This window comes from Geodermatophilaceae bacterium NBWT11, assembly GCA_014218215.1.
In the GTDB taxonomy this organism is placed as follows: Bacteria; Actinomycetota; Actinomycetes; order Mycobacteriales; family Geodermatophilaceae; genus Klenkia.
The window spans coordinates 4,418,923-4,444,936 of sequence record CP043652.1 but is presented as its reverse complement, the minus strand read 5'-3'; the positions used below and the strand labels follow the sequence as shown (position 1 = coordinate 4,444,936).

Genomic DNA, 26,014 nt, shown 5'->3' with positions numbered 1-26,014 from the left:
ACATCGTCGTCTCTCCTTCGGTGGTCATGCGGGGGTGCTGACCGCGGCGGCGACGCGGCGGGTCACCCCGGGGACGTCTCCCTGGACGTGGTCGAGGTTCCACTGAGCCATCTCCATGGAGGCCTCGACGACGGTCCGCACCCGGTCGAAGCGGCGGGCGGTGAAGGCCGACCAGAGGTCGTCGTCGACCCGGGAGCGGGTGGTCAGCAGCTCGGCCAGGACGACGGCGTCCTCGAACCCCATGGCCGCGCCCTGGGCGATGGTGGGCGGACAGGTGTGCACCGCGTCACCGATCAGCACCACGCGACCGCGGTTCCACGGTGCGTCGAGCAGGTGGTGCTCGAACCAGGTGTAGTTCAGGTCCGCCGGGTCGACGAAGGACGCCCGGACCTCGTCCCAGGGCCCGTGGTAGGGCCGGCTGAGCTCGATGAAGTCGGCCAGCCGTTCCTCGGGGGTCTGCGTGGTCCGGTCCCGCGCCGTCTCGACGAGGGACCAGTAGGCCGTCGTGTCCGAGGTGGGGCAGACCAGCGCCATGTAGGAGGGACCGCCGAAGATCGCGTGGAACTCGGTGATGTCGGCGGGTTTCGGTCCGAACATCCGGAAGGCACCCATGCCGACCGAATGGGTCTCCAAGGGGATCTCGAGCATGCGTCGTGTCCAGGACCGCAGCCCGTCGGCGCCGATGACGACGTCGTACCGACCCGACGAGCCGTCGGAGAAGGTGACGTCGACGCCGTCCTCGTCCTGCGTGAGGGACTCGATCGTCGTGGAGTACCGCGTCTTCACGCCGGCGCGCTCCGCGCGGTCCATGAGGATCCGGGCCAGCTCGGGTCGGTACATGCCCATGGTCGAGGGCAGGTCAGCGCCCCCGAAGGGGATGTCGTCCACGCGGGCCACGATCGTCGCCGCCGGGTCCGGCACCCGGATGACCAGTTGGGAGAACGGGAACCCGTGCTCCAGGCACTCCTCGAGGACGCCGAGCTGGCGGAGGACCCGGAGCGCGTTGCCCTGCAGCGTGATCCCGGAACCGAGGGCACTCACCTCGGGCTTGATCTCCACGAGGTCGACGGCGACCCCGGCGTCGGACAGCAGGATGCTGGTGGTGGCCCCGGCGGCACCGCTGCCGACGACCAGGACGTTGCTCACTGCAGGCATGGTGTGTCCCTCAGCTCCGTCGTGGCCGGTCAGGCCTCGTAGGGGTGGACGGCCTCGTTGGGCTGGAAGCGGAACTTGTGGCCCCACATCTCCTGCCGCTTGCCGTTGCGGAAGTTGAGGTTGTTGGGCGAGCGCTTGCTCATGTCGTCGATGGCGAGGCCGCCCCAGCCGTACTCGATCATGAAGCCGCCGGCGGTGTGGATGTAGTAGGAGATGACCTGGTCCCCGATGTGCCGGCCGAAGGCCATCTGCAGGTCGGGGTTGGCGTCGCCGCCCAGCACGTCGTAGTAGGAGTAGCCGACGTCGTCGATGTCGACCGACTCGAGGTAGACGTGGTGCAGGCCGACCGAGTTGGGCACCTCGAGGAAGGCGACGCTGTGGTGGCGGGGGTTCACCCGGAGGAACCACATCTCGCCGAGCGGCGCGTTCATCTTCAGGATCTCGCTGGGGATGAAGCCCATGGCGTCGATGTAGAAGTCGACCGCCTTGCGGGCGTCGGGCACCGCGAAGACGACGTGGCCGAGTCCCTGCTCCTTGGTGACGAAGCCGGCGTGCGGACGCGGCGGGTGCCAGAACGAGTAGTTGGACTCCTGGTAGCAGAACAGCTCGAGGGGCTGCCCGAACGGGTCCTCGAACTGGACCAGCTTGTCGACACCGCGCTGGTCGGCGAGCGCCTGGTCGGCGAAGCGGGGCTTGGCACCGGCGTCCTCGAGGCGCGCGACGGCGGCGTCCAGGTCGCGGTGGTTCAGCACCTCCCAGCCCGCGTACAGGAAGCGGTACTCGTCGCCGGGGTGGAACGAGAGCCGGTAGTCCGCGTCGTCGATCTTGAGACGCACGGCGCCGTCCGCGCCGTCGGGACCGATCATGCAGCCCAGGACCTCGGGACCCCAGGTGCGGAACTCCTCGTAGCGGGGGGTCTGCACCCCGACGTATCCGAGCTTGGCGATGTGGCTGCTCATGGCGCCCTCCGGTGTGACGTGCGGCTCTGTCCCGATCGACGCTAGGAGCGCGCGGAGGGGTGCGGAAATGCGTGCTTGCTATCCCTCGGATCCACCGGGCGCATGACCCGGGTCACAGGTCGAGGACGAGTCGGGCCTCTGCGGCCGTCGACACGCAGGTCACGATCAGGCGCCCGGCAGCGCGCTCCTGGCCGGTCAGCACCGAGTCGCGGTGCTCCACCGCGCCCTCGACGATGCCGACGACGCAGGCGCCGCAGATCCCGACGCCGCAGGAGACCGCGACCTCGGCACCCGCCGCGTGCAGGGTGGTGAGCAGGTTCGTGCCGGCGGCCACCTGCATCCGTTCACCCCGGCGGGCCAGGACGACCTCGTAGGCCCGGTCTGCGCCGGTGGTCCGGGTGGGGGCGTCGAAGCGCTGCACGTGCACCTGCACCCCGGGTGCCGCGGCCTCGGCCACCGCCTGGACGAGACGGCTGCTGCCGCAGGCGTACACGGAGGTACCGGGCTGGGCGGCGGCGACCACCTCCAGCAGCGACGCGCGGTCGGCAACCGTGCGGGCCGCCGGACCCAGGTCGGCCACCTCCTGGCCCAGCGGGGTACCCGGGCCCGACCGGTCCACGTGCACCAGCGACCAGGGGTAGACGCGCGCACTGCGGACCAGCCGGGCCATGGGGAGCAGCGGCGCGATCCCCGCCCCCGCGGACGCGAACAGGTAGCGAGGCGCCCCGCCCACCGCGAACAGCTGGCGGGGGCCGCGCACCCGGAGCACGTGCCCCGGACGCAACACGTCGTGGACGTAGGCGCCCGCCCCGTCCTGGTCGGCGGACCGGGCCACGAGCAGGCGCCACGACCGGCCGTCGCCGGGATCGCCGGCCAGCGAGTACGGCCGGGTGAGACCGGTGGGCAGCACCAGGTCGACGTGCGCGCCGGGCGTCCAGCGTGGCAGCGGGGTGCCGTCCCCGGCGACCAGGAGCACCTCCACCAGCCGGTCGGCGACCGGTCGCACCGCCGACACGGTCACCGTCCGGCCCCGGTCGGCCGGAGCGGGGGTCATCCCTCTTCGGCCACGCACCGGTTGTGCTGCGCGCCCAGCCCCTCGATGGCCGTCTCCATCACGTCGTCGGGTCGCAACCACCGCTTCCAGTGCCCGCCGTTGCCGGCCGGGCTCCCGGTGAGCAGGAGGTCCCCGGGGAGGAGGACGGCGGCCGCGGACACCGAGGCGATCAGCCCGGGGACGTCGAAGAGCATGTTCGCCGGGACGTCGTCCTGCTTGCGCTCGCCGTTGAGGTCGAAGGTGATGCGCAGCTGCCGGTGGTCGGCCACCTGGTCGGCCGGGACGAGGAAGGGTCCGGTCGGCAGGAACGTCGGCCGGCTCTTGGCCCGCAGCCAGTCCCCGCCCAGGGCCTTGTGCTGGGGCGGGAACTGCAGGTCGCGGGCGCTCACGTCGTTGCAGACCGTGTAGCCGGCCACGTGCTCCATCGCGCGTTCCCGGGGCACCTTGTGCGTCCGGGTGCCGATGACGACCGCCAGCTCGGCCTCCCAGTCGACCTGCGCGGACCCCGGCGGCAGCAGCACGTCGTCGTCCGGTCCGCAGATGGCGCTGGGCAAGGTGACGAAGACGAAGGGGCTGCCGCTGCGCGCGGTCTCGTCCATCACCTCGTCGGCGTGCCGGCGCAGCTCGTCGGCCGACCGCGGGTCGTCCGGTCCCGCGCTGGACACGATGATCTGGGCGACGTGCGAGCGGTAGTTGGCCCCGGCCTGGAACACCTGCCTCGGCTCCACCGGCGCCAGCACCGCGAGGTCGGCGAGGGCCAGGCCGTCGGCGGCGGTCAGCTCCGCGGCGAGCTCGCGCAACCGCGGTGCGACGGCGGACCACTCGCCGAGCAGGGCCTGGTAGGTGGCGGGGCCCCGCACGAGGCCGTCGTCCAGCAGCCGGAGCACCCGGTCGCCGACCACCAGCCCGGTGAAGGGGCCGGAGCCGTCGTCGAAACGGCCCAGGGCGTGCCCGTCGACTGATCGCGTCATGTCGTCCTCTTCCAGGTCAGGAGCTGTGGGTGAGCGCGGCGCGCCCGGCGTACTCGGCGTGGTCGCCGAGCTCGGCCTCCAGCCGCAGGAGCCGGTTCCACTTGGCGGTGCGCTCGGAGCGGGTCGTGGAGCCGACCTTGATCTGGCCGGTCCGCCAGCCGACGGCGAGGTCGGCCAGCCAGTCGTCCTCGGTCTCGCCCGACCGGGCGGACAGCACCGTCGCGTACCCGGCGGCGTGGGCCCGACGGACGACCGAGCGGGCGGTGTCCAGCGTGCCGATCTGGTTCGGCTTGACGAGGACGGCGTTGGCCACGCCCTCGTCGATGCCGCGCTGCAGCCGCTCGGGGTTGGTGACGAAGAGGTCGTCGCCCAGGAGCTGCCGGCCGGTCAAGCGCTGGGTGCCCAGTCGCCACCCTGCCCAGTCGTCCTCGCCGAGGGCGTCCTCCAGGGACACCACGGGGTACGCGGAGCACCAGTCCGCGAGCTCCGCCACGAGCTCCGCGGAGGACAGGTGGCGGTCCTCGGCGGCCAGGACGTAGCGACCGTCGGCCCGGAGGAACTGGGTGGCGGCGACGTCGATCGCGATGCCGACGTCCTCCCCGGGGCGCAGGCCGGCGCGCTCGATGCCGGCGACCAGCACGTCCAGGGCCGACCGGTTCGTCGGCAGCAGGGGGCCGAGACCGCCCTCGTCGGCGACGAGGGCGACGGGCAGGCCACGGGAGACGAGCTCGTCCGCGGCGCCGGCCCGCACCCGGGCTGCCCACTCGATCGCGTCGGCGAAGGAGGTCGCCCCCACCGGCACGGCGAGGAAGTCCTGCACGTCGATGGAGCGACCCGAGTGCGCGCCACCCGAGATGATGTTGACCATCGGCAGCGGCAGCAGGGGAGCAGCGCCGTCGTCGGCCACCGCCGCGTGCAGGGGGAGGCGCCGCGCGCTCGCTGCGGCGAGGGCGGTGGCGATCGACACCGCGAGCACGGCGTTGGCGCCGAGCCGGCCGAGGTCGGCGGTCCCGTCGACCTCGCGCATCACCCGGTCCACGCCGGCCTGGTCGGTCGCGTCGAGACCTCGCACGGCGTCGGCGATCTCCCCGGTCACCCCCGCCACGGCCCGCCGGACGCCGGCGCCGCCGTAGCGGGCCTCCCCGTCGCGCAGCTCCCGGGCCTCGTGCCGCCCGGTCGAGGCGCCCGAGGGGACCGTGGCGCGTCCGGTGGCGCCCCCGTCGAGCGTCACCTCGCACCCCACGGTGGGCTTGCCCCGGGAGTCCAGGGCCTCCCAGGCGAGCAGTCCGGTGATGGTCGTGTCGCTCATGCGAGCAGCTCCCAGGCGTCGGTGACCGTGGTGGGGGGGTGGGTGAGCAGTCGGCGGGCCAGCTCGCGGGTGCGGTGCCGGGCCTCGTCGTCGAGGTAGTCGGCCGGGCTCTTGCCGTCGACGCGGGCCAGCAGGAGGCACCCGGTCTGGCGGACCAGCTGCTCCCCGTCCAGCGCCAGGTCGCCGTCGAGCTCGTCGGTGAGCGCGGCCAGGAACGCGCGCCCGGCCGCGGCGTAGCCCTCGGCCGCAGCCGGCCGGTGGACGGTCTTGAGCAGCAGGTGGCCGAGGGTCCACGCCGGGTCGAACGTCGGGTCGCCGATGTGGGCGACCTCCCAGTCGATCACCCACAGGCCGGTCCCGCCTGGTTCGACCAGGACGTTCTTCGGTGTGTAGTCGCCGTGCACCAGGCACGTGCGGGCCGCGGCCATGACGTCCACGGTCCGGTCGATCACCCCGGCCAGGTCCGGGTGGCGCGCGGCGACGGTCCGGTGGAAGGGGTCGACCCGCAGCTGGCCGAACGCCAGGACGTCGGCGAAGTCGCGGTGCACCTGGGTGTCGGACACGGTTGCGCGCTGCCAGGTGCCGAGCAGGTGGCCCAGCCGTGCGGCGACGGCGACGTCGACCTCCCCGGCCAGGAGCTGGTCCTTCCAGGTGCCCCAGCTGTCGGGTGCGCGCTCGATGACCAGGTAGCCGTCGTCGAGGTCGTAGACCTCCGGCGCCGAACCCGGTGCGAGTCTGCCGGCCAGGGCCAGCGCGCGACCCTCGGTGTCGATGCGGGCCGGGTCTGCCAGCCACTCCTCGGCCACCCGCAGCCTGCCCAGGGCCCTCTTGACCACCGCGTCCAGCCCTGGTGCGCGCACGGCCACGACGTCGTTGGACACCCCGCCCGCCAGCGGCGACACCTGCACGCCGGCCGCGGAGGGGGTCAGCCCGCGCGCCACCAGGTGGGCGGCCAGGGCGTCGGTGTCGGGCGCCGCGGTGGTCATCGGGGTTCCAGCGGAGCTCGCAGGGCGGGGCTGGTGAGCACGTCGCGGTTGACCACGGTCGCCGGGACCCGGCCCTGCAGCACGTCCACGACGTTCGTGGCGGCCCTGGTCGCCAGCTCCACCAGGGACCCGTCGGAGGAGAACGCCGTGTGCGGGGTGAGCACGACGTCGTCGCGGGTGCGGAGGGGGTGGTCGGCCGGCAGCGGTTCGGGGTCGGTGACGTCGAGGGCCGCGCCGGCGATCTCGCCGGCGTCCAGGGCGGCCAGCAGCGCTTCGGTGTCGACCAGGCCGCCGCGGGCGGTGTTGACCAGCCAGGAGGTGGGCTTCATCGCCGCCAGCTGCGCGGGGCCGATGAGGTGGTGGGTCCCGGCGGTGAGCGGCACGTGGAGGGAGACCGCGTCGGCCTCGGCGAGCAGCGCGTCGAGGGTGTCCACGACGCGCACGCCGGGGGCGGGACGACCGGAGAGGTCGTAGGCGATGACGTCGAGGCCGAGGACCCGGGCGCGCTCGGCGAGGGCCGAGCCGATCGTGCCCAGACCGACCAGACCCAGCACCTTCCCGCGCAGCCGTGTCCCGGACCCCGGGACATCGCTGCCCCAGCGCCCCGCCGCGACGTCCCGGGTGAGGGGAAGCAGGCGCCGGGCCAGGGCCAGGATGCCCAGCAGTGCGGAGTCCGCGACCTCGTCGACGCAGTACACCGGGACGTTGCTGACGACCATGCCAAGCGCGGTCGCGTGCGCGACGTCGATGTTGTCCACGCCCACGCCGTACCTGGCGACCGTGCGACACCGCGGGGCGGCGTCCAGCACCTGGGCCGAGACCGTCGCGAAGCAGGTGAGGATCGCGTCGGCGTCGGCGGCGAGCCGCACCAGCTCGGCGGGATCGTCGCTGGGTGCGAGCACCAGGTCGGCACCGGCCGCCGCGAGCACGGCGCGCTCGGCATCCGTCGTGGGCCAGGCAACCTCGGTGACCAGCACCGTCGTGCGGACGTCGTCCATCGCACCTCCTCGTCGAGTGCCCACGACGCTAGGGAGGTGGCCGGACGTCCGGAAATGCACAGCATGGTTGGCTGCGATCCACGATCGTGATGGCCGTCACGACGAACCCGCCAGGAGGAACCCGTGAAGCTGGGCCAGGTCGACCTGAACCTCCTGGTCGTCCTCGATGCGTTGCTGCGGGAGCAGAACGTGACCCGGGCGGCCGAGAGCCTGTACATGTCGCAGCCGGCGGCCAGCACCGCGCTGGCCCGGTTGCGCCGGGTCCTGGGCGACGAGCTGCTCGTCAAGAAGGGGCGGCACCTGGAGCTGACGCCGCGGGCCGAGTCGTTGATCGTGCCGGTCCGCGAGGTGCTGGCGACCATCGAGCAGTCGATCGTCCGCCCGCCGACGTTCGACCCGACGGCGGACACCCGTCGGTTCTCTGTCGTCGGGAGCGACTACATCGGGGTCACGCTGCTGCGGCCGCTGCTCGCACGCCTCAGCGGCCTCGCCACGGGCCTGCGGCTGGATGCCGCCCCGGTCGGTGCGCGCTACCTCGACGCGCTGCAGCGGGACGAGATCGACCTGGCGATCCTGCCCGACCGCATCGTCGCGGAGCGCTCCCTGCCTGACTGCTCGCGGATACCGCTCATCACCGACCGCTTCGTCGGCGCGGTGTGGAGCCAGCACCCGCACGCGGGTGATCGACTCACCGCGGACCTGCTGGCCGGCTCGCCCTACCTGGAGTACGTGATCGAGGGCCGGCGGTCCATCGTCGAGGAGGAGCTGGACGCTGCCGGCTGCACACGTCGGGTCGGCGCCACGGCGGGCGGCTTCGTGCCGCTGCCGTTCATGCTGGCCGGCACCGAGCTGGTGGCCGTGCTGCCTGAGCGGCTGGCGCTGCGGGTGGCCGGGGCAGCAGACATCCGGCTGCTGGAACCGGAGATGGAGTTGCAGCCGCTGGAGCAGTCGGCGTTCTGGCACGCCCGCCGAGACCGTGACCCGGGCCACGTGTGGCTGCGAGAGCAGTTGCTCATCGTGGCGGCAGAGGTGTTTCCGGGTGCGGAGGACCAGGCCCGGGGGGCAGCGGCCCCTCCTGCGTGAACCGGCGCCGGGGCATGCCTGTGACTGGCCCGGTCAGCCCGTCGTGATCGCCCGGACCCGGTCCGCGATCAGCTGGGCCACCGCCGCCGGGCGGGTCGCGGCCGGGCTGTGCCCACAGGACCACTCCAGGGTGCGGGTGGCGCGCCGGGCCATCGCCCGTTGCCGGTCGGGGTGCACGACCTGGTCGCCCGCGCAGACCACGTAGGTCGACGGCACGGTGCGCCAGGCGACCTGCTCGGGTGCACCGCGGAAGACCAGGCGCCCCGCCGGCCGCAACCGCGCTGCGCACGAGGCGGCGACCTCGGGGAGGGCGTCCCCGTACAGCAGCTGAACCCCCAGGTCGGCGTCGAGCTCCACCTCGTCGCCGACGACGCGCAGCGCCTCGCCCAGCCGGGTGTCGGGCAGCTCGCCGATCGTCCCCGGCCGGCTCACCGACTCACCGACGTCCAGCTGGTGGGCTGCGAGGTAGACGAGCTCGCGCACCAGCGGGTGCACCCCGGCGGCGGTGACCACGGCGCCGCCGTAGGAGTGCCCGACCAGGACCGCCGGTCTGCCGAAGGCCTCCAGTGCGTCCCGGGTGGCGCGGACGTCGCCGTCGAGGTCCCCGAGCGGCAGTTCCACCGCCGCGCTGTCGACGCCGCGGTCGGCCAGCGCAGCGCGCACGTCGTCCCAGCACCAGGCGCCGTGCCAGAGGCCGTGGACGAGCAGCGCACCCGGGGGGCTCGTCACCCCCAGGCCGGCGGGCGCTTCTCGGCGAACGCCGTCCGCCCCTCCGCGTGGTCGGGGTGGGCGGCAGCCTCGCCCTGGTGGCGTGCCTCCATCGCGAGCATGCCTTCGAACGTCACGTCGCCGACCGCGCGGAACTGCTGCTTGGTCAGCGCGAACGCGCGGGCCGGACCTGCCGCCAGCAGCTCCGCCAGCTCGCGGGCGGTGGCGGCGAGCTGGTCGGCGGGGAGCACGCGGTTCACCAGCCCGTACTCCTTGGCCTGCTCGGCGGAGAACGTGCGCCCCAACGTGGCGAGGGCGAACGCGCGGGCGTACCCGAGTTCGCGGACGAGGTGCCAGGACACGCCGGTGTCCGGCACCAGGCCCACCTTGCCGAACGCGCACGAGAAGGACGCCTCCTCGGCCGCCAGGCGGAGGTCGCAGGCCAGGACGAGGCCCAAGCCCGCACCGACGGCGGCTCCGTTCACGGCGGCGACCACCGGCTTGGGCATGGCCGTGATGGTCTGGGCGATCGGGTTGTAGGAACCGGCCACGGTCTCGTCGGCGTGCTCGAGCTCCTCCACCGCCGCGAGGTCCTGGCCGACGCAGAACGCGCGCCCGGTGCCGGTCAGGACGACCGCCCGGACGGCGTCGTCGGCAGCGACCTCGCGCAGGGCCCCGATCAGCTCCCAGCGGGTCGACCTGTCGAGGGCATTCAGCCTGTCCGGTCGGTCCAGCGTGACGGTGGCGACCGCGCCGTGCCGGGTCACCTGGACGGCGCTCACGCGGCCACCCCCGGGCCGTAGGAGTCGGCACCGGGGTGGATGGTGCTGTGCTCGCTGCCCGGGACGGAGTAGCCCCGCGCGGCGTAGGGGAACCCGTCGAGCTCGGTGGTCGCCGGGTGCATCTGGTAGTAGCTGCGGATCTCGTGGATCAGCCCGTCGGCGCAGGTGAACCACTCGGCCCCCCGGGTGGCCACCCGCTCGGTGGCACCCTGCGGCAGCCACCACATGCTCCACTCGATGACGGCCTGCTCCGGCGTCGCGCAGATGCTGTCGACCACCCAGCGCGCCTGCAGGATGCCGGTCACCTTCCGCCAGTACCGGGCCAGGTGCTCGGCCCCGGTGACGGCTGCGGACCCGGTGTTGGGCGCGAGGAACCAGTGGACGACGTCGGGGTGCAGGGTCGTGATCATGAGGTCGACGTCGCCGGCGCTGCAGCCCTCGTAGTAGCGGCTGACCAGCGCGGTCCAGGCGACGGTCGGGTCGGTCGCGGTTCGTGGGTCGGGCAGGGGGGTCATGCGTGCCTCTCTCCGTAGGTGTGGAAGCCGGCGCCGGTCTTGCGGCCGAGCCGGCCGGTGGCGAGCAGGTCGCGGAGGGTCCGGGCGGGAGGGATCCGGGGGTCGTCGTCGACCACGGCCATCGACTCCAGCGCCGCGACGGTGACGTCCACGCCGATCAGGTCGATGAGCGCCAGCGGCCCCATCGGGTGCCCTGCGCCGCTGGTCAGCACCTCGTCGACCTCCTCGACCGGGATGCCGGTCTCGTGCAGCCGGACCGCGTCGTTGAGGAAGGGGATGAGCAACCGGTTCACCACGAACCCCCTGGCGTCCGCGCAGCCGATCGGGGTCTTGCCGAGGGCACGGGCCCAGGCGGTGGCCGTGGCCCGCAGCTCGGCAGATCCGTCGAGCTCTGCCGGCACGACGACCTCGACGAGCTTCATGACCTGGGCCGGGTTGAAGAAGTGCAGTGCGATCACCGGTCGCCCGGAGGGCGCCGCGGGAGTCAGGTCGCCGACGCGGAAGGACGACGTGTTGGTCGCCAGCGGCAGCGACGGGGCCAGGGCCGCGTCGAGGCGGGAGATGACCTCGGCCTTGACGTCGAGGGACTCGGCGACCGCCTCGACCACGACGTCGGTCCCGTCGAGCGACGCCGTGTCGGTCGCGACGGAGACGCGGTCGAGCACGTCGGTCCTGCCTGCTCCGTCGAGCCTCCCGCGGGACACCGCGCGGTCGAGGCTCGCCGTGAGCGTGCTGCGGAGTCGTCCACCCGACTCGTCGCTGCGGGCGAGCACGCGCACCGGCCGACCGCTGCGCGCGACGGCCTCGACGATGCCGCCGGCCATGTGCCCGGTGCCGACGACGCCCACCGGGCCGTCCCACGTCAGCCCCGCCACCGGTGCCGCGCCGGTCGGCGCGGGCTCGGCGGGCACCCGGAGACCCAGCCGGTCGAGGTCTCCCGGACCGAGAGCGGCCATGACCTCGAACGGGCCGGCCGGGTGGCCCGCGCCCAGTCGCATCGCGGTGTCGACGTCCGCAGCCGATGCCGTCCCGCGGTCGACCAGGAGTGCCGCGTCGCGCAGCAGACCGGACAGGACGTCCGACGCCTGCCGCGACGGAGGTGGGGACACAGCCACTGGGCCCTCCCGGGGGATCCGCGCGCCGCATCCCGTCGACCGGCGCCGCTGCCGTCGAGGAGTCTGCGGATCGTGCTGGCCCGGGGGAAATGACTCTTGCCCATGTGCAGGCATTCGCCGGGCCGATCGCTCGGTGGCCCGGCATCGATCGGTGTCGCCCTCCCCGACCCCTGGAGGGCTCAGCCGCGCAGCAGGTCGACGATGTGGGCTCGGGCGGTGCGCCCTTCGGGGATGGGCAGCAGCGGCCAGACGTGCACCATGCCGGGGCCGTCCTGGTCGTCCACGTCGACCCCGGCGGCTCGGGCCCGATCGACGAGCAGGCGGATGTCGGGGTGGGTGATGTCCCGGGAGCCCCCGAAGACCGTGATCGGTCCCAGTCCGGCGGGGTCGCCGGCCAGCGGGCTGACCCGGGGGTCGTCCAGGTCGAGGCTGTCGCGCCACAGGTCGATGGACACCCGGATGCCCGGTCTGGCCAGCCAGGGGTCGGTGGGTTCCACCCGGTCGATCTCGGGGTTGGACAGCGACAGGTCCAGCGCAGGGGAGATGAGGACCGTGCGCCGCAGCGGCGGCACGCCGCGGTCACGCAGCAGCAACGCCGTGGACAGCGCGACCTGCCCCCCGGCCGAGTCACCCATGACGGTGACGTGGTCGGCACCGTGCTGGTCGACCAGGTCCGACACCAGGTCGGCGACCACCGGCACCACCGTGGCCGCGGTCCCGGTCGGGGTCAGCGGGTAGATCGGCACTGTCACCGTGGCACCGCTGTCCCGCACGACGACGGCGATCAGCCGCCAGTGGAACGGGCTGATCTCGAAGGCCCAGGATCCACCGTGGACGTACACGACGTGCTGCCCCGACGCGGTTGCCCGGGGCTCGACGACGTAGACGGGCCAGCCGTCGACTCTGCTCACGGAGACGCGGACGTCACCGGGGAGGCGGGCAGGCGGCCCGAATCGTTGGGGCCGGACTGCCACCTCCCGGAGTCGGTCGAGCATTCCCTCCCGAGTGGCGAACGTGCGCTTGAAGCGCAGCACCCGCAGCAGGAGGGGCAGGAGACGGCCGGCTGCGCTGGTCACCGGCTCATCTTGCTCACCTCACCCGCAGCCCCTGAGGTTCCCGTCAGGATGACGTTGATGCCGTCGGTCACAGCACCGACATGCGCACGGCTTCCACCCCCGACTCGACGCGCCGAAGTCGCACCGCGTGGCAGGAGTCCGTCGGCGCTGGGGCTTCCGTTCCCGAGAGCGCGACGGGGTAGGCGGCGATGTCGATGAACACGGTCAGTTCCAGTCGACCTTCTGTGAGGGCGCCCAGGAAACGTCTCAGTCATCGGCAGTGGTGACCACGAACCCACGTGGACGGATCGACGGACCACGGCTCGTGAGCCAGTCCGAGACCTCCAGCGGAGCATCGAGGCCCGTGGTCCTGGCAGTGCACAGACGGGTACGGACGTTCCTGGTGCGGACTGGGAACGAGGTGCGCGGCCCGGCGGGTGGCGGGTCAGCTCGCCTCTGGTGGCCCGGTCGTCTGCTTCGTGTCGTCCGTCGAGGATCGGACCACCAGTTCCTGCCCGAGGACGGTCTTGCGGATGGGGTGGTCGCCGTGCATGAGCTCCAGGAGCGTCGTGGCGGCCAGTCGGCCGGAGTCCTCGAAGGGCTGCGCGACCGTCGTGAGGCCCACAGCGGCTGCGACGTCACCATCGTCGCAACCGGTGACCGCGAGATCTGCTGGGACGCGAAGACCGTGCGCGGCTGCTGCGTGCAGGACGCCGACGGCGAGGACGTCGTCGTGGGCGGCCACGGCTGTCACGTCTCGATCGGTGAGGAGACGGGTGGCGGCCACACGTGCGTCGTCGGGGGAGTGCCGGGTCTCTACGACGCGGTGTGGGGGGAGCGGGTGGCCAGCTGTGGCGAGTTCGGCTGCGAAGGCCTGAAACCGTTGGACCCCCTGCTGGGGCCGCGCTGCGAACTGGTGTTCCTCGTTCACATAGCCGATCTGGGTGTGTCCGGCGGCGAGGAGGTGTCGGGCGAGCAGCCGACCGCTGAGGGCGTTGTCGCTGTTGATGCAGCTGAAGCCCGGGTCCTCGGAGTCGACGAGGACTGTGGGGAACGACGCAGCCAGCAGGCGTTCAGCTGCCTCGTCGTCGAGAGGGATGCCCATGACGATGAGTCCGTCGAGTCGGCTGCCCAGCGGGAGGCGGGACAGCAGCAGGGACGTGCGGGAGGCCGCTGACTCCTCGTCGTAGAGGCAGACCTCCAGGTTGGCCTTGTTCATGACCTCGAGCACGCCGGACAGGCGCCGCATGTAGGACTGGTAGGCGACGAAGGGGGCGATGACCCCGATGCGGCCGACCCCGCGTCGGGCCTGGTTGACCGCCTCGGACTTGGGGGTGAACCCCAGGGACTCGGCGGCCTCGAGCACGCGCCGTCGGGTGTCCTCGCGGACCCGGTCGGGTCGGTTGAGGGCGTTGGAGACCGTCGAGATGCTGACGCCGGCCGTGCTGGCCACGTCGTAGATCGTGACGTTGCTGCGTCCCATGCCCAGCTCACCTTCGTCCTCGCGTCGATCCGTCGGCCCTCGCTCCGGGGGCTAGTCCATCCTGCCTTCTTTCTGCGTGGTAGAAGTGCTTTTACCGAAATGCTTTACATGTGGTGCGCGCCACCGTACGTTCCCGTCGACACCAGCGCTGACCGCCGACGACGTCGGGGTGCGCACCCACCGGAGAACCGGAGTCCCGCGATGACGAACCGCCGTACCAGCTCGCTGAAGAACCGTGGGCGAACGACGGCCACGGCCGTCGCCGCCACCGCCGTGGCGGCACTGGTCGCCGGATGCAGTGGTGGGGCCGGTGGCGGTCAGGAGCAGGGGACGCCGAACGCCTCGGCCACGCCGTGCGGGGTCGCAGACTCCCTGACCTTCGGCAACGGTGCGGGTCCCTCCACGCTGGACCCGGGCACGATCGACCAGAGCGCCTCGCTGTACATCCAGCCTGCCTACGAGCCGCTGATCCGCCGCGACCCGCAGGGTGAGTACGTGCCTGGCCTGGCCGTCGAGTGGGGCTACGTGGGGGAGGGGAACACCCAGTTCCAGATCCAACTGCGCGAAGGGGTCACGTTCCCCGACGGGGGTGAGCTGACCGCTGAGGGTGTGGTGGAGCACTTCACCTACCTCCAGCAGGCGGGTGGGTCCTCCTCGGCGCTGTTGGCCGGCACGACGTTCACCGTCGAGAGCCCACTGCAGCTCACCATGAACCTGGCCGCACCCAACCCGATCCTGGAGGAGTTGCTCTCCCAGGACTGGGTCATCGGCATGGTGATCAGCCCGATCGCGCTGCAGGACCCGGCAGCGCTGGGCACCTCGACTGCCGGAGCCGGGCAGTACGTCCTGGACACCTCACGCACCGTCGCGGGTGACACCTACGTCTACACCGCAAACCCCGACTACTACGACCCCTCGGCTGTCCACTACCGAGAGATGACGATCCGAGTCGTCGCCAACCCCAACAGCCTGCTCAGCGCCCTGCAGACCGGCGAGCTCGACGCTGCCATCGGTGACTTCACCACCGCCTCCGCCGCACGCGGGGCCGGCCTGCAGGTCGCCGCGCAGCCCACCGTGTGGCAGGGCCTGGGCCTGTTCGACCGTGCCGGGTCGTTGTCGGCCCCGCTGGCCGACCAGCGGGTGCGCCAGGCGATCAACTTCGCGATCGACCGGGAGACCGTGACCGAGGCGCTCTACGCCGGCGACGGCGTCCCCACCTCGGAGATCGCGCTGCCCGGTAGCGAGGACTACAACGAGGACACCGCGGACTTCTACGCCTACGACCCCGACCGGGCACGCGAGCTGCTCACCGAGGCCGGCTACCCCGATGGCTTCACCCTGGACGTGCTGTCCACCGACTTCGCGAACATCGGTACCGCTGGGCAGGCACTGGCCGGGCAGCTGGAGCAGGTCGGCATCGAGCTGAACCTGGTGCAGGAAGAGCCCAACTCTTACGTGACGGACCTCTTCTCAGCCGCCTACCCCGCGGCCGCCGTAGGACTGGGTTCCCCGCCGGTGCACATCAGCGCCACCCTCGCCATCGCCCCGACCGGGCCGTTCAACCCGTTCCGGACCGAGGACGCCGAGCTCGCGACGCTCTACACCCAGGCAGCAGCGGCTGAGGAGGCTGACCGTGCAGCGCTGAACCAGCAGATCGTGGCGCGGGTCCAGGAGCTTGCCTGGTTCGCCCCGGTGACCTTCACCCCGGTCTACTACTACGGCTCGGCCACCACCGGTGGACTGGCCGTCAACGAGCAGAACCGCCTGCTGGACCCGGTCAACCTGTTCAGCACCCAGTGCTGAGCCAGTGATGACGACGTTCGTGCCCAGGCTGCTGGGGCGGTGGCTGGTCCGGTCGACCCTGCTGGTCCTCCTGGTCTCCGCCCTGACCTTCGTCCTGGTCTCCCTCACCCCCGGAGACCCTGCCCGGACCATCCTGGGTCAGTCGGCCACCCAGGAGCAGTACGAGGCCCTCCGCCTGCAGATGGGCCTGGACGCGCCGCTGTTGACCCGGTACGGCGCATGGCTGTCCGACGCGCTGCACGGAGACCTGGGCGCCTCGCTGTTCTCCGGTGAACCGGTCACCGGACTCATCGCCCAGCGGCTGGGGGTCACCCTCACCCTCATCACCGGAGGGGTGCTGGTTGCCGGCCTGCTCGGGGTCGCCCTCGGCGTGATCAGCTCCCGCAGCAGCGGAGTGCTGGCCCGGGTGGTCGACGTCGCCTCCCTCGTCGGGTCGGCCATCCCGCCGTTCTGGCTGGGTCTGGTGCTCTCGGCGGTCTTCGCAGTGGGACTGAGACTGGTCCCGGTGGTGGGCTACACCTCCCCGGCCGTCGACCCGGTCGCCTGGGCGCTGTCCATCGTGCTGCCGATCGTCACCCTGGCCCTGGCGGGCACCGCCATCGTGGCCAAGCAGACCCGGGACGCCATGCGGGAGGAGCTCGGCAAGGACTACGTGCTGGTGCTGCGCTCCCACGGCGCCTCGGAGTGGACCGTGCAGATCAAGCACGCTCTGCGCAACGCCGGCGTCCCCGTGGTCACGGTGCTCGGCGTGCTGCTGATCGGCCTGCTCGGGGGCACCGTGCTCGTCGAATCGGTGTTCAGCTTGCCCGGACTCGGAGGGCTTGCGGTGACCAGCACCCTGCGCCACGACCTCCCGGTGATCCAGGGCGTCACCGTGCTCTTCGCCGTCGTGGTCGTGGCAGTGAACCTGCTCGTCGACCTGGTCAACGCCTGGATCAACCCGAAGGTCGCCGCATGAGCCAGCCCCGCACCCCCACCACCACCCCCGCACCGGCCAGAGCCACCCCGGGGCCGCCTCCCGGGGAGCTGCTGCCCGCCACGGCGGCCCCGCTGACGCCGGCAGGCACCGGCACCCGGCGGGCACGGGTGTCCGGCGGACTCCGCGACCAGCCCGTGGCCGCGGTGGCCTTGAGCTGGCTGGGCCTCGTGGTGGTGGCCGTGACCGCCGGGCCGGCGCTGCTGCCCTACGGCCCGATGGACCAGGACCTCACCAGCGTGCTGTCGGGCCCCACCGGCCAGCACTGGTTGGGCACCGACGGGCTGGGGCGCGACCTGCTCGCCCGACTGCTGGTCGGAGGGCGACCCACGCTGGCTGGTGTGCTGCTCGCAGTCGCCGTCTTCCTCGTTGTCGCCATCCCCGCCGGGGTCCTGGCCGGCTACTTCGGTGGTGTCGTGGACCGGATCGTCGTCCTGGCCTCGGAGCTGCTCTTCGCCATCCCCGGGATCATCCTGCTACTGGTCATGCTGGCCGTGTTCGGCAACAGCGTGGTCATCGCCATGACCACGCTGGGGGTGCTGGCCAGCGGCGGCCTGATCCGGGTGCTGCGCAGCAGCACCATGGCCATCAAGCAGGAGCTGTACGTACGCGCCGCGCGCACCTCGGGTCTGACCGAGGCCCAGATCCTCCGCAGGCACGTACTCCCGCGGCTCGCCGGACCCATCACCGTGCAGACGTCGCTGTTCGCCGGCAGCGCCATCCTGGTGGAGACCGCCCTGGGCTTCCTCGGGTTCGGCACCCCGCCACCGGCCCCGTCCTGGGGCAACCTGGTCGCCAACGCCTCCCAGGCCATCAACACCCAGCCCTGGCTGCTCGTGCCCACCGGCGCAGTCATCATCCTCACGGTGCTGGCCCTGGGCCTGCTCGGTGACGCTGCACGCGACCTCACCGCCGCCCGACGGTCCGGTCGCGGTGCCGACCGCCCACACCCGTCCGGGGTGACGCAGCCGACGGACGCCTGGGCGACCCCCCTGATCCCCCCGGACCCGGCGGCGTTGCTCAGCGTGCGCGGCCTCTCGGTCGCCACGCCCGGCCCGCTGGGTCCGGTGCGGGTCGTGCAGGACGTGTCCTTCGACGTCCGGGCCGGTGAGATCGTCGGCCTCGTCGGGGAGTCCGGCTGCGGCAAGTCGGTGACCAGCATGGCCGTGCTCGGCCTGCTGCGGGAGGGCCTGTCGGTCTCAGCGGGGACGATCACCTTCGCCGGCGAGGAGCTGGTGGGGATGTCGGCCCGGCGCCGCAGGGACCTGAGAGGGCGGGGGATGGCCTTCATCTCCCAGGAACCCATCGCCAGCCTGGACCCCGCCTTCACCGTGGGCCAGCAGCTCACCGAGGTCGTCCGCCGGCACACCGGGGCATCGCGGCGACAGGCCCGCACGCGGGTCCTCGAGCTGTTGGAGTCGGTCAAGCTGCCCGACCCCGCAGCTGTGGCCCGCAAGCACCCGCACGAGCTCTCCGGCGGCATGGCCCAACGGATCGGGATCGCCGCCGCCCTGGCCGGGGACCCGGAGCTGCTCATCGCCGACGAGCCCACGACGGCCCTGGACGTCACCGTCCAGGCCGAGATCCTCGACCTGCTGGACTCCCTGCGCCGCTCCCGGGAGCTGGCCGTGGTGCTGGTGACCCACGACTTCGGTGTGCTGGCAGACATCTGCGATCGGGCAGTGGTGATGTACGCCGGCGAGGTCGTGGAAGCCGCCCCCGTCGCCGACCTGTTGGCCGCCCCGCGGATGCCCTACTCGGCGGCCCTGCTGCAGTCCAACCCCGCCCGCGTCCCGGCAGGCTCGCAGCTGCCGGCGATCGCCGGGTCGGTGCCCGCCCCGGCCGACTGGCCGGCGGGCTGCCACTTCCAGGAGCGGTGCGCCCTCGCCACGTCCGAGTGCGCCGAGGCTGCGGTGCCGCTGGTGGAGCTCGGCCCGACCCGCAGCGCCCGCTGTCTGCGGATCCCCGAGCTGGCAGCCAGACAGTCCGTCGCCGTGCCGGCCGGGCACACGCGTCCCGGGCAGGACGGCCGGGCTCGTGACACGGCGTCCCTGCTGGAGATCGAGGGACTCACGGTCCGATACGGGACCGGCCGCTCGGCGCACGTGGCAGTCCAGGACGTCTCCCTCCAGCTGGACGCCGGCCGGACGCTGGGCCTGGTAGGGGAGTCCGGGGCCGGCAAGTCCACCATCGGGGCCGCCGTCCTCGGGCTGGTGCCCGTCACCGCCGGCACCATCCGCTTCGACGGGCGGGACATCACCCGGCTGAACACGCGGGACCGCCGGGCCCTCACCCGGCAGGTGCAGGTCGTCTTCCAAGACCCCTTCAACAGCCTGAACCCGGTCCGCACCGTCCGGCAGACCCTGGAGGAGCCGCTGCGGCTCAACCTGGGCCTGTCCCCGGCGGCCACCCGCACCCGCACCGCCGAACTGCTCACCCAGGTGGGACTGCCACCCGAGGCAGCCGACCGCTACCCCGCCCAGTTCTCCGGCGGACAACGCCAGCGCATCGCGATCGCCCGCGCGCTCGCCGTACAGCCCCGGCTCATCGTCTGCGATGAAGCGGTCAGCGCCCTGGACCTGTCCGTCCAGGCACAGGTGCTCAACCTGCTGCAACAGCTGCAGACCGACCTCGGCCTGAGCTACCTGTTCGTCAGCCACGACCTCGAGGTGGTCCGACACATGGCCGACGACATCGCTGTCCTCCGACACGGGGAACTGCGCGAGGTCGGCCCGGCCGAGCAGGTGTACGGCCATTCGACCGACCCCTACACGCGCACGCTCATGGCCAGCGCCCCCACCCCGGACCCGGCCGTCCAGGCCCGACGACGCGAACTGCGCCAGGCCCTGCGCGTCGGCGCCACCATCCCCGCCGCCGACCGATGACCAGCCAACCCGACCACCTCGACTCCCCAGGAGGACCCGCAGTGACCAGTCAGCTCTGCTCGGCCGTCAACGACGACCCGGCTGTCGACCCGATCAGCACCCCGGCCCTGCCGCCGGAGCTGGCTGCGGTCCTGGCCCGGGCGTCCCGGGCCCTGGATCCCACCGTCGCGTGGCCGCCGGTCGCCCCGGGACCGGGCCAGTCGAGTGAGCAGTGGGCGGCCGAAGTCGCCGCCCACCGCGCCCACCACGACGCCATGGCGGTCAGCTTCTCCGCACTGGTGCCACCGGTGGCCCCCAGCACCGACCCGGCTGCGGCCGACGTCGAGGTCACCTCGGTGGTCGTCCCGGTCGAAGGCGAGGGCGTGCAGGCCGCCAAGGTCTACCGACCAGCGGGGGACACCGACCGCCCCGGGTTGCTGCTGCTGCACGGGGGCGGCTGGTGGATGGGCGGCGGTGCCACCGCCTTCTCCATCGGTGACATTCTGTGCCGCCGCCTGGCGGCCGAGCTCGACGTGGTCGTGGTCAACTTCGACTACCGACTGGCCCCCGAGCACCGGTTCCCGACCGGCTTGGACGACGCCGAGGCCGCGATCGACTGGATGACGGCGAACGCCGCCCGGCTCGGCGTGGACCCCCACCGGCTCGGGGTGTACGGCATCTCCTCCGGCGGCAACCTGGCCGCGGCCTTGGCCCATCGGCTCCGGGCCACCGACCGTGCTCTGTGCCTGGCGGTCCTCCAGGTCCCGGTCCTGGACCTCCGCCTCACGTCAGCCTCGATCCAGGCCGACCCGGACGCCCTGGCCGGTGACCTCCTGCGTGACCTGTACCTGGCCCCCGGCACCCCGGTCGAGGACCCCGAGGTGTCTCCCGCGCTGGCCACCGACGTCACCGGACTACCGCCGACGATCGTCGTCATCGGCACTCGGGACTCACTGCGCGATGACGGGGTGCTGCACGCCGAGACCCTGGCCGCCGGCGGGATCGAGTGCACGCTGCTGACCTACGAGATGACCCACGGCGTCGCCACCCCCGCGGTCTCCGAAGCCTGGGTCAACGACGTCATCAGCCACGGCCGCCGGATCCTCGCCGCCACCGCACCGCGCCGGAGCCAGGCATGAGAGCGGGGATCGGCGCCCTGGCCGCAGCCCTCTTGCTGGCCTCCGGCCTCGCCGTCTCGGGCCCCGCGGGCACCGCCCGGGCGGAGGCGGACCCGACGACCGCATCGTCGCCGGTGCGCGTCCTGGAACGCACCCAGCTGACCCCGCGGACCCTTCGGCTCACCATCGCGACCGATGCCTTCACCGCACCCGCCCCGGTCGAGGTGACCCTGCCCGTCGGCTACGACGCCGACCCGCAGCGCCGTTGGCCGGTCACCTACTACCTGCACGGGGCCGACCACGACGAGACGACGTTCCGCGACTCCTACGACGGCGAGGCCCTGACCACCGGGTTCGGCTCGATCGTGGTGTCCCCCCGCGGCGACGTGGGCTTCTGGAGCGACTGGTTCAGCCAGGCCACCGGTCCGCACGACTACGAGACCTTCGTCATCGACCAGCTCGTGCCCCTCATCGATGCCACGTTCCGCACCGAGGCCGACCGAGCCCACCGGGCCGTGATGGGGGAGTCCATGGGCGGCTTCGGTGTCATGGCCTATGCCGCCCGCCACCCCGACCTGTTCGCGGCCGCCGCGAGCCTGTCCGGCGGCGTCGACAGCAACCTGCCCGCATCCGTCGCCGCCATCACCGCCATGCCCGCGCTGCAGGGCCAGCCCCCGGGGTCGATCTTCGGCGACCGGCTCACCCAGGAGGTCCGCTGGCGCGGGAGCAACCCAGCCGACCTCGTCGGCAACCTGCGCGGTGTCGACCTCCAGCTGTTCACCGGCAACGGCCTCTACGACCCGACCCACGGCGAAACGCTGGCCGAGGCCTCCGCCGGGTGTGTCCTGGAGGGCGTGGTCATCCGACCCACGAGTGTCAGCCTGCACCAGTTGCTGCTCGACCGCGGCATCGCCCACCGGTGGGTCGACCTCCCCTGGGGATGCCACGGGGTCACGCTGTTCCAGCACGAGATCCGCCAGGCCCTCCCGCAGATCGCCGCGGTCTTCGCCCGCCCGGGCCCGGCACCGACGCAGTTCGACCACCGCTCCATCGACCCCGTCATCGACGTGTGGGGCTGGACCATCGAGGCCGACGCGGACCGCGAGCTGGAGTTCCTCGACCTCACCGGCGCCGGCCGCGGGGGGCTGAGCATGGCCGGAAGCGGTGCGACAACCGTGACCACTGCCTCCTACTTCGCCGGCATCGCCACGGTGTCGGTCACCGTCGAGGGCGTCACCACCCAGGTGCAGCCCGACCCGGCGGGCCGCATCACGTTCGAGGTGGACCTCGGCCCCGCGAACCGTACGCAGGCACACCAGGTCGGTGCTGTCACCACCGTCCACACCGCCGACGTGCACTTCACCGCTGGACCGGCATCGTGACCGGAGTCGTCGCGGCTGCCGCCTCCTACCGGGCCGGCGCCGGAGAACCGCTCGTCCTCATCCACGGGGCGGAGACCAGCTGGCAGGTGTGGCGGCCGGTGCTGGACCTCCTGACCCCGCACCACGACGTCCTCGCGCCGACCCTCCCCGGCCACCGAGGCGGACCACCCTTGGCCGGCCCGGCTGGAGTCGACCTGTTCGTCGACTCCGTGGAGCGGTACCTCGACGAGGCGGGCCTGGACACGGCCCACATTGCCGGCAACTCCCTCGGCGGCATCATCGCCCTCGAGCTGGTGCGACGAGGGCGGGCGCGATCCGCGGTGAACTTCTGTGGACCCGCCGGCGGTACGCGGGCGTCGTTCACCGCATTCCATGAGCGGACCATGGCTGCGGCCCGGCTCGGGCGAATCCCTGGACTGTCGCCGGCGCTGATCGCTCTGGGCGCACGATCGCCGTGGCTTCGCGGCAAGATGCTCTCCGGCGGCGTGGTCCACGGTGACCGGATGACACGCACCGAGTTCGAGACCCTGATGGCCGACGGTGCGTTCGCCGACGTCGGTCGTCACCTCGTCCCATGGCTTCTCGACGGCCACGAGCTGCAGCGCTTCGACGTCGGCAGCGTGCCGACCGTCATCGCCTGGGGGGACCAAGACGGCGCGGTGCCATTGGAGGAGTTCGGTCGACCGACCCACGAGCTGGCCCGCGGATCACAGCTGGTCGTCCTGCCGGGAACTGCCCACATGCCGGTCTTCGACGACCCTGAGGCCGTTGTGCGCACGATCTTGGCAACGACGGCGTCAACGAGTTCCGACTGAGTCGACCTCTCCCGTCGAGCCGAGGGAGCACGATGTCGGCCTCGATCGGGGTGGGCGTGGTGACGCTGCCGTCGCGGACGGGCCGGAAGCGGGCTACCGCCACGGCCCAGGTGGTGATGAGGAGCTCGGGCCGGCACCGACCACGCCCCTGGATCGACCAGCCGTGGGTGTCGGGGTTCCGGGCGGACCTGGCGACGACGGCGGGTTCTCTGCACCCCAACGCCGACGGGATGCATGCCGTCGCCGACCAGCTGGTCCGAGCGCTGGCCTGACGTCCTCCCAGCTCGGAGTCGCGCGGGCGGCGTCAGGGGGTGCGCACGAGAGTCCTCGTCGAACCGGTCCGCCGGGCGGTCGCCACGGGGGCGTCGGTGACCCGCCACCGGCGCACCGTGAAGGCAACGACCGCCAGGGCGGCCAGCCCGCCGGCGATGGCGAGGCCCCGCGCGACGGGCAGCTCGCCCATGCCGTCAAGGACGTTTGAGGAGAGCAATCCGGTGCGCTCGGCCAGCCAGCCCAGAGCCAGCGCCGCCGAGATGGCTGCGCCGGTCAGCCGGACGGCGGGGTAGAGACGGGTCCGGCTGAGCAGCAGCAGCGAGGGCATCACGAGGGCGACGACGATCAGCTGGGTGAGCTCGATGCCCAGGTTGAAGCCCAGCAGCTGGACCACGAGGGACCCGCGGTCCAGGCCCAGGTCGTCGATGACCGCGGCGAAGGCCAGCCCGTGCACGAGGCCGAACCCGGCCGCGATGGCTGCTTCCCCACCGGGGACCAGCGGCTTCATCGCGTGCACGGCGGAGGCCAGGATGCTGACGGCGATCAGGGACTCCACGACCCGGCTGTCCACGTGCACGTAGCCGAGGGCGGCCAGGGCGAGGGTGATCGAGTGACCCACCGCGAAGGCGGTCACCACGTGCAGGACGCGCCAGCTGCTGCGCCGGAGTCCCGGTCGCCGGACCCACCTGCCGCGCGCGGCCATCAGCGGCGCGGGGAGAAGCAGGGTGATCAGGAACAGCAGGTGGTCGGCACCCCCGGAGATGTGCTCGATCCCGAGGTGGACGGCGGTGGCGAAGCCGGCCGCCACACCGGCCGGGGCCGGATCGGCCGGGGCGAAGCCGTCGACGGCCAGGTCGTGGTCCTGCCAGTTGATCAGGCCCACCGTGCTGTAGTCCGTCGCACCGGCGGGGCGGGCGGAGACCAGGATCTGGTGGGACAGCAGGTGCTCGACGATGGCGTCGTAGCTGAACGTGAAGAGCCCGGTCGGGGCGGTCTCGCCCACCGGGGGAGTGAGGGTGAGGTCGAGGACCAGGTGGTCCACGCCGTCGACGGCCGCGATCCGGCCGCCGGTGACGTCCACCGACCAGGCCGTGCCGTCGGCTCCCCTGGCGGCGGTGTGGTCGGCGACGTAGTCGCGCAGCGTCGCCAGCTCGGCCGGCGCCACGGCTGCGGCCGGGGTCAGGTCCGGGTCCTCCAGCGCGATGGCCAGGCGGTCCACGGGCAGCTGGAGCTGGCCGGTGACGGTCGTGTCACCGACGTCGAGCAGGACCGCCGTCGTGCTCAGAGGGTGGGCGGACGCCGAGCCGGCCCCGCCCAGCCCCCACAGCGCGAGCAGCACGACCAGGGCGGCGAGGACGACGGCCCGGGGGACTGATCGCGTCGTCGTCATCCGCTGACGTTCGAGCTGCCGTAGTCGTTGTTCTTGTCGCGGTAGACGGAGTGGAAGTGGATGTCGGGGGTGGACTGGCTGCGGGTGTTGACGAACTCGATCCACACGCTGGGACCGTCGATGCGCAGGTAGCTGTTCTCGTCGGTCGGGCCGGTGTTGTTCGACCACCCGATGGTCGTCTGGTCCAGCTCGGCGGTGTACTGCGCCATGGTCGCGGTCGCCGCCTCGGTGCTCAGGTCTCCGACGTAGGCCTGCAGGGCGTCGATGACCAGCTGCTGCTGGGACTCGTCGAGCTCGGAGACCGCGAGGCCCTCGGTCTCGGGGAACTGCCCGTTGTCGACGCCGGGGCCCATGACGAGGTCGTCGAAGGTCCCCGAGGTGATCTCGGCGCCGGTGCGCTGGTCGTCGGTGAGGCCGTCGAAGAGGGCGAACAGGGCGGTCGACTCGGCCTGCAGCGGCTCGTAGGCCGTGCCGTCGACGGTGAACGTGGTCGGTTCGGTGCCCACGAACTGCGGGGTCTGGCTGATGGCGTCGCCGTTGTAGGTCAGGTTGCGGGCCAGGTGGTGCCCGCCGAACTGGACGGTGAAGGGCGCGGTGGTCGACGGGGTGCCGTAGACGGCGATGGAGTAGTCCACCAGGGACCCGAATCCGTCGGCGCCCTGTCCGCCCAGGCTCATCAGGTAGTCGTCGGCGGTCCGGATGTCCTCGTCCTGGGTGGCGCCGTCGGTGCTCAGCGCGGTCGTCAGGATGGCCAGAGCTGCCTGCTGCTGGTCCTCGCTCAGGTCGCTGAGCTTGATCCCCTCCCGGGGAACGGCGGTCTGCGGGTAGTTGGACCAGGTGGTGCGGGCCTGGGTGTCGTCGAAGTCGTAGCTGACGGTGTCGGCGTCGTCGGCGTCCAGGGTGGCCAGGAACGCCTGCACGACGGGGACGACTGCAGCGGTGTTGGCGCCGCCGGCGCTGACCCCGTCGGAGTCCAGGTCGACGGCGGTGAAGGTCTGGCCGACCCCACCGCCGCCCCCGCCGGGACCGCCGCCACCAGGCCCCCCGGGGTTGCCGGATGCACTGGAACTGTCGGTGCTCGTGGAGGTCGACGAGTCACTGGAGCAGGCGGTGACGGTCATCGCTGTCGCGACGAGGGCGCCGCCGGCCATCAGGGTGTACTTGCGCATCTGCTGGAGGACCTCGTCATCGTGGGGGAACGTGCACTCCAGGGTGTCCGC

General features: G+C 72.5%; 22 protein-coding genes. 7 read left to right on the top strand and 15 right to left on the bottom strand.

Annotated features, from left to right (window positions below; genetic code table 11):
• Positions 1-24 precede the first annotated feature (24 nt).
• From F1C76_21550 to F1C76_21520, 7 genes are all read right to left on the bottom strand, one after another.
• Positions 25-1,155 (bottom strand): 2-polyprenyl-6-methoxyphenol hydroxylase, encoded by a 1,131-nt coding sequence (locus F1C76_21550; protein ID QNG38775.1) that lies wholly within the window; start codon positions 1,153-1,155, stop codon positions 25-27.
• Positions 1,156-1,184: 29 nt separating this feature from the next.
• Positions 1,185-2,114: a hypothetical protein gene (locus F1C76_21545; protein QNG38774.1), complete on the bottom strand. Its 930-nt coding sequence runs from the start codon at positions 2,112-2,114 to the stop codon at positions 1,185-1,187.
• A 112-nt stretch (positions 2,115-2,226) separates the two neighbouring features.
• On the bottom strand, positions 2,227-3,168 hold the full coding sequence (locus F1C76_21540) for an oxidoreductase (GenBank protein QNG38773.1): 942 nt from the start codon (positions 3,166-3,168) through the stop codon (positions 2,227-2,229).
• Positions 3,165-4,139 carry a fumarylacetoacetate hydrolase family protein gene (locus tag F1C76_21535; protein ID QNG38772.1) on the bottom strand — a complete coding sequence of 325 codons (975 nt, stop codon included), beginning with the start codon at positions 4,137-4,139 and terminating at the stop codon, positions 3,165-3,167. The genes F1C76_21540 and F1C76_21535 overlap by 4 nt, the downstream gene beginning before the upstream one ends.
• A 16-nt stretch (positions 4,140-4,155) precedes the next feature.
• Positions 4,156-5,448: a phosphopyruvate hydratase gene (locus tag F1C76_21530; GenBank protein ID QNG38771.1), complete on the bottom strand. Its 1,293-nt coding sequence runs from the start codon at positions 5,446-5,448 to the stop codon at positions 4,156-4,158.
• The gene (locus tag F1C76_21525) at positions 5,445-6,434 is read right to left on the bottom strand and encodes an aminoglycoside phosphotransferase family protein (protein QNG38770.1); all 990 of its coding nucleotides are present in this window, start codon (positions 6,432-6,434) and stop codon (positions 5,445-5,447) included. Before F1C76_21525 ends, F1C76_21530 begins: the two co-directional genes overlap by 4 nt.
• Complete coding sequence (locus tag F1C76_21520; GenBank protein ID QNG38769.1) at positions 6,431-7,432, bottom strand: C-terminal binding protein; 1,002 nt, start codon at positions 7,430-7,432, stop codon at positions 6,431-6,433. The genes F1C76_21525 and F1C76_21520 overlap by 4 nt, the downstream gene beginning before the upstream one ends.
• 123 nt (positions 7,433-7,555) lie before the next feature.
• Here F1C76_21520 and F1C76_21515 point away from each other — a divergent pair, with 123 nt between their 5' ends.
• Positions 7,556-8,515, top strand: a complete 960-nt coding sequence (locus tag F1C76_21515) for a LysR family transcriptional regulator (GenBank protein ID QNG38768.1) — start codon at positions 7,556-7,558, stop codon at positions 8,513-8,515.
• A gap of 33 nt (positions 8,516-8,548) precedes the next feature.
• On the opposite strand, the gene F1C76_21510 is transcribed toward F1C76_21515, so the two are convergent.
• From F1C76_21510 to F1C76_21485, 6 genes are all read right to left on the bottom strand, one after another.
• Positions 8,549-9,625, bottom strand: a complete 1,077-nt coding sequence (locus tag F1C76_21510) for an alpha/beta fold hydrolase (protein QNG38767.1) — start codon at positions 9,623-9,625, stop codon at positions 8,549-8,551.
• A complete protein-coding gene (locus F1C76_21505; GenBank protein ID QNG38766.1) occupies positions 9,241-10,005 on the bottom strand; it encodes an enoyl-CoA hydratase in 765 nt (254 codons plus the stop codon). The genes F1C76_21510 and F1C76_21505 overlap by 385 nt, the downstream gene beginning before the upstream one ends.
• Positions 10,002-10,520 carry a nuclear transport factor 2 family protein gene (locus F1C76_21500; GenBank protein QNG38765.1) on the bottom strand — a complete coding sequence of 173 codons (519 nt, stop codon included), beginning with the start codon at positions 10,518-10,520 and terminating at the stop codon, positions 10,002-10,004. Before F1C76_21500 ends, F1C76_21505 begins: the two co-directional genes overlap by 4 nt.
• The gene (locus F1C76_21495) at positions 10,517-11,749 is read right to left on the bottom strand and encodes a 3-hydroxyacyl-CoA dehydrogenase (GenBank protein ID QNG38764.1); all 1,233 of its coding nucleotides are present in this window, start codon (positions 11,747-11,749) and stop codon (positions 10,517-10,519) included. Before F1C76_21495 ends, F1C76_21500 begins: the two co-directional genes overlap by 4 nt.
• Positions 11,750-11,814: 65 nt before the next feature.
• Complete coding sequence (locus tag F1C76_21490) at positions 11,815-12,630, bottom strand: alpha/beta hydrolase (protein ID QNG39462.1); 816 nt, start codon at positions 12,628-12,630, stop codon at positions 11,815-11,817.
• A 505-nt stretch (positions 12,631-13,135) separates the two neighbouring features.
• Positions 13,136-14,173: a LacI family transcriptional regulator gene (locus tag F1C76_21485; protein ID QNG38763.1), complete on the bottom strand. Its 1,038-nt coding sequence runs from the start codon at positions 14,171-14,173 to the stop codon at positions 13,136-13,138.
• Between the two features lie 99 nt (positions 14,174-14,272).
• Here F1C76_21485 and F1C76_21480 point away from each other — a divergent pair, with 99 nt between their 5' ends.
• The 6 genes from F1C76_21480 to F1C76_21455 are packed head-to-tail and all read left to right on the top strand — an operon-like array spanning position 14,273 to position 23,131.
• Positions 14,273-15,976, top strand: coding sequence for a hypothetical protein (locus F1C76_21480; GenBank protein QNG38762.1), 1,704 nt, complete (start codon positions 14,273-14,275; stop codon positions 15,974-15,976).
• Between the two features lie 19 nt (positions 15,977-15,995).
• Positions 15,996-16,934, top strand: coding sequence for an ABC transporter permease (locus F1C76_21475; GenBank protein ID QNG39461.1), 939 nt, complete (start codon positions 15,996-15,998; stop codon positions 16,932-16,934).
• Complete coding sequence (locus F1C76_21470; GenBank protein ID QNG38761.1) at positions 16,931-19,837, top strand: dipeptide ABC transporter ATP-binding protein; 2,907 nt, start codon at positions 16,931-16,933, stop codon at positions 19,835-19,837. Before F1C76_21475 ends, F1C76_21470 begins: the two co-directional genes overlap by 4 nt.
• Positions 19,834-20,955, top strand: coding sequence for an alpha/beta hydrolase fold domain-containing protein (locus F1C76_21465; protein ID QNG38760.1), 1,122 nt, complete (start codon positions 19,834-19,836; stop codon positions 20,953-20,955). The genes F1C76_21470 and F1C76_21465 overlap by 4 nt, the downstream gene beginning before the upstream one ends.
• Complete coding sequence (locus tag F1C76_21460; GenBank protein QNG38759.1) at positions 20,952-22,316, top strand: prolyl oligopeptidase family serine peptidase; 1,365 nt, start codon at positions 20,952-20,954, stop codon at positions 22,314-22,316. The genes F1C76_21465 and F1C76_21460 overlap by 4 nt, the downstream gene beginning before the upstream one ends.
• On the top strand, positions 21,875-23,131 hold the full coding sequence (locus F1C76_21455) for an alpha/beta fold hydrolase (protein QNG38758.1): 1,257 nt from the start codon (positions 21,875-21,877) through the stop codon (positions 23,129-23,131). Before F1C76_21460 ends, F1C76_21455 begins: the two co-directional genes overlap by 442 nt.
• A 304-nt stretch (positions 23,132-23,435) precedes the next feature.
• On the opposite strand, the gene F1C76_21450 is transcribed toward F1C76_21455, so the two are convergent.
• Both F1C76_21450 and F1C76_21445 read right to left on the bottom strand, forming a co-directional pair.
• Complete coding sequence (locus F1C76_21450) at positions 23,436-24,794, bottom strand: HupE/UreJ family protein (GenBank protein QNG38757.1); 1,359 nt, start codon at positions 24,792-24,794, stop codon at positions 23,436-23,438.
• Entirely contained in the window at positions 24,791-25,915 is a 1,125-nt protein-coding gene (locus tag F1C76_21445) for a DUF3500 domain-containing protein (protein ID QNG39460.1), read from the bottom strand. Before F1C76_21445 ends, F1C76_21450 begins: the two co-directional genes overlap by 4 nt.
• Positions 25,916-26,014: the final 99 nt, after the last annotated feature.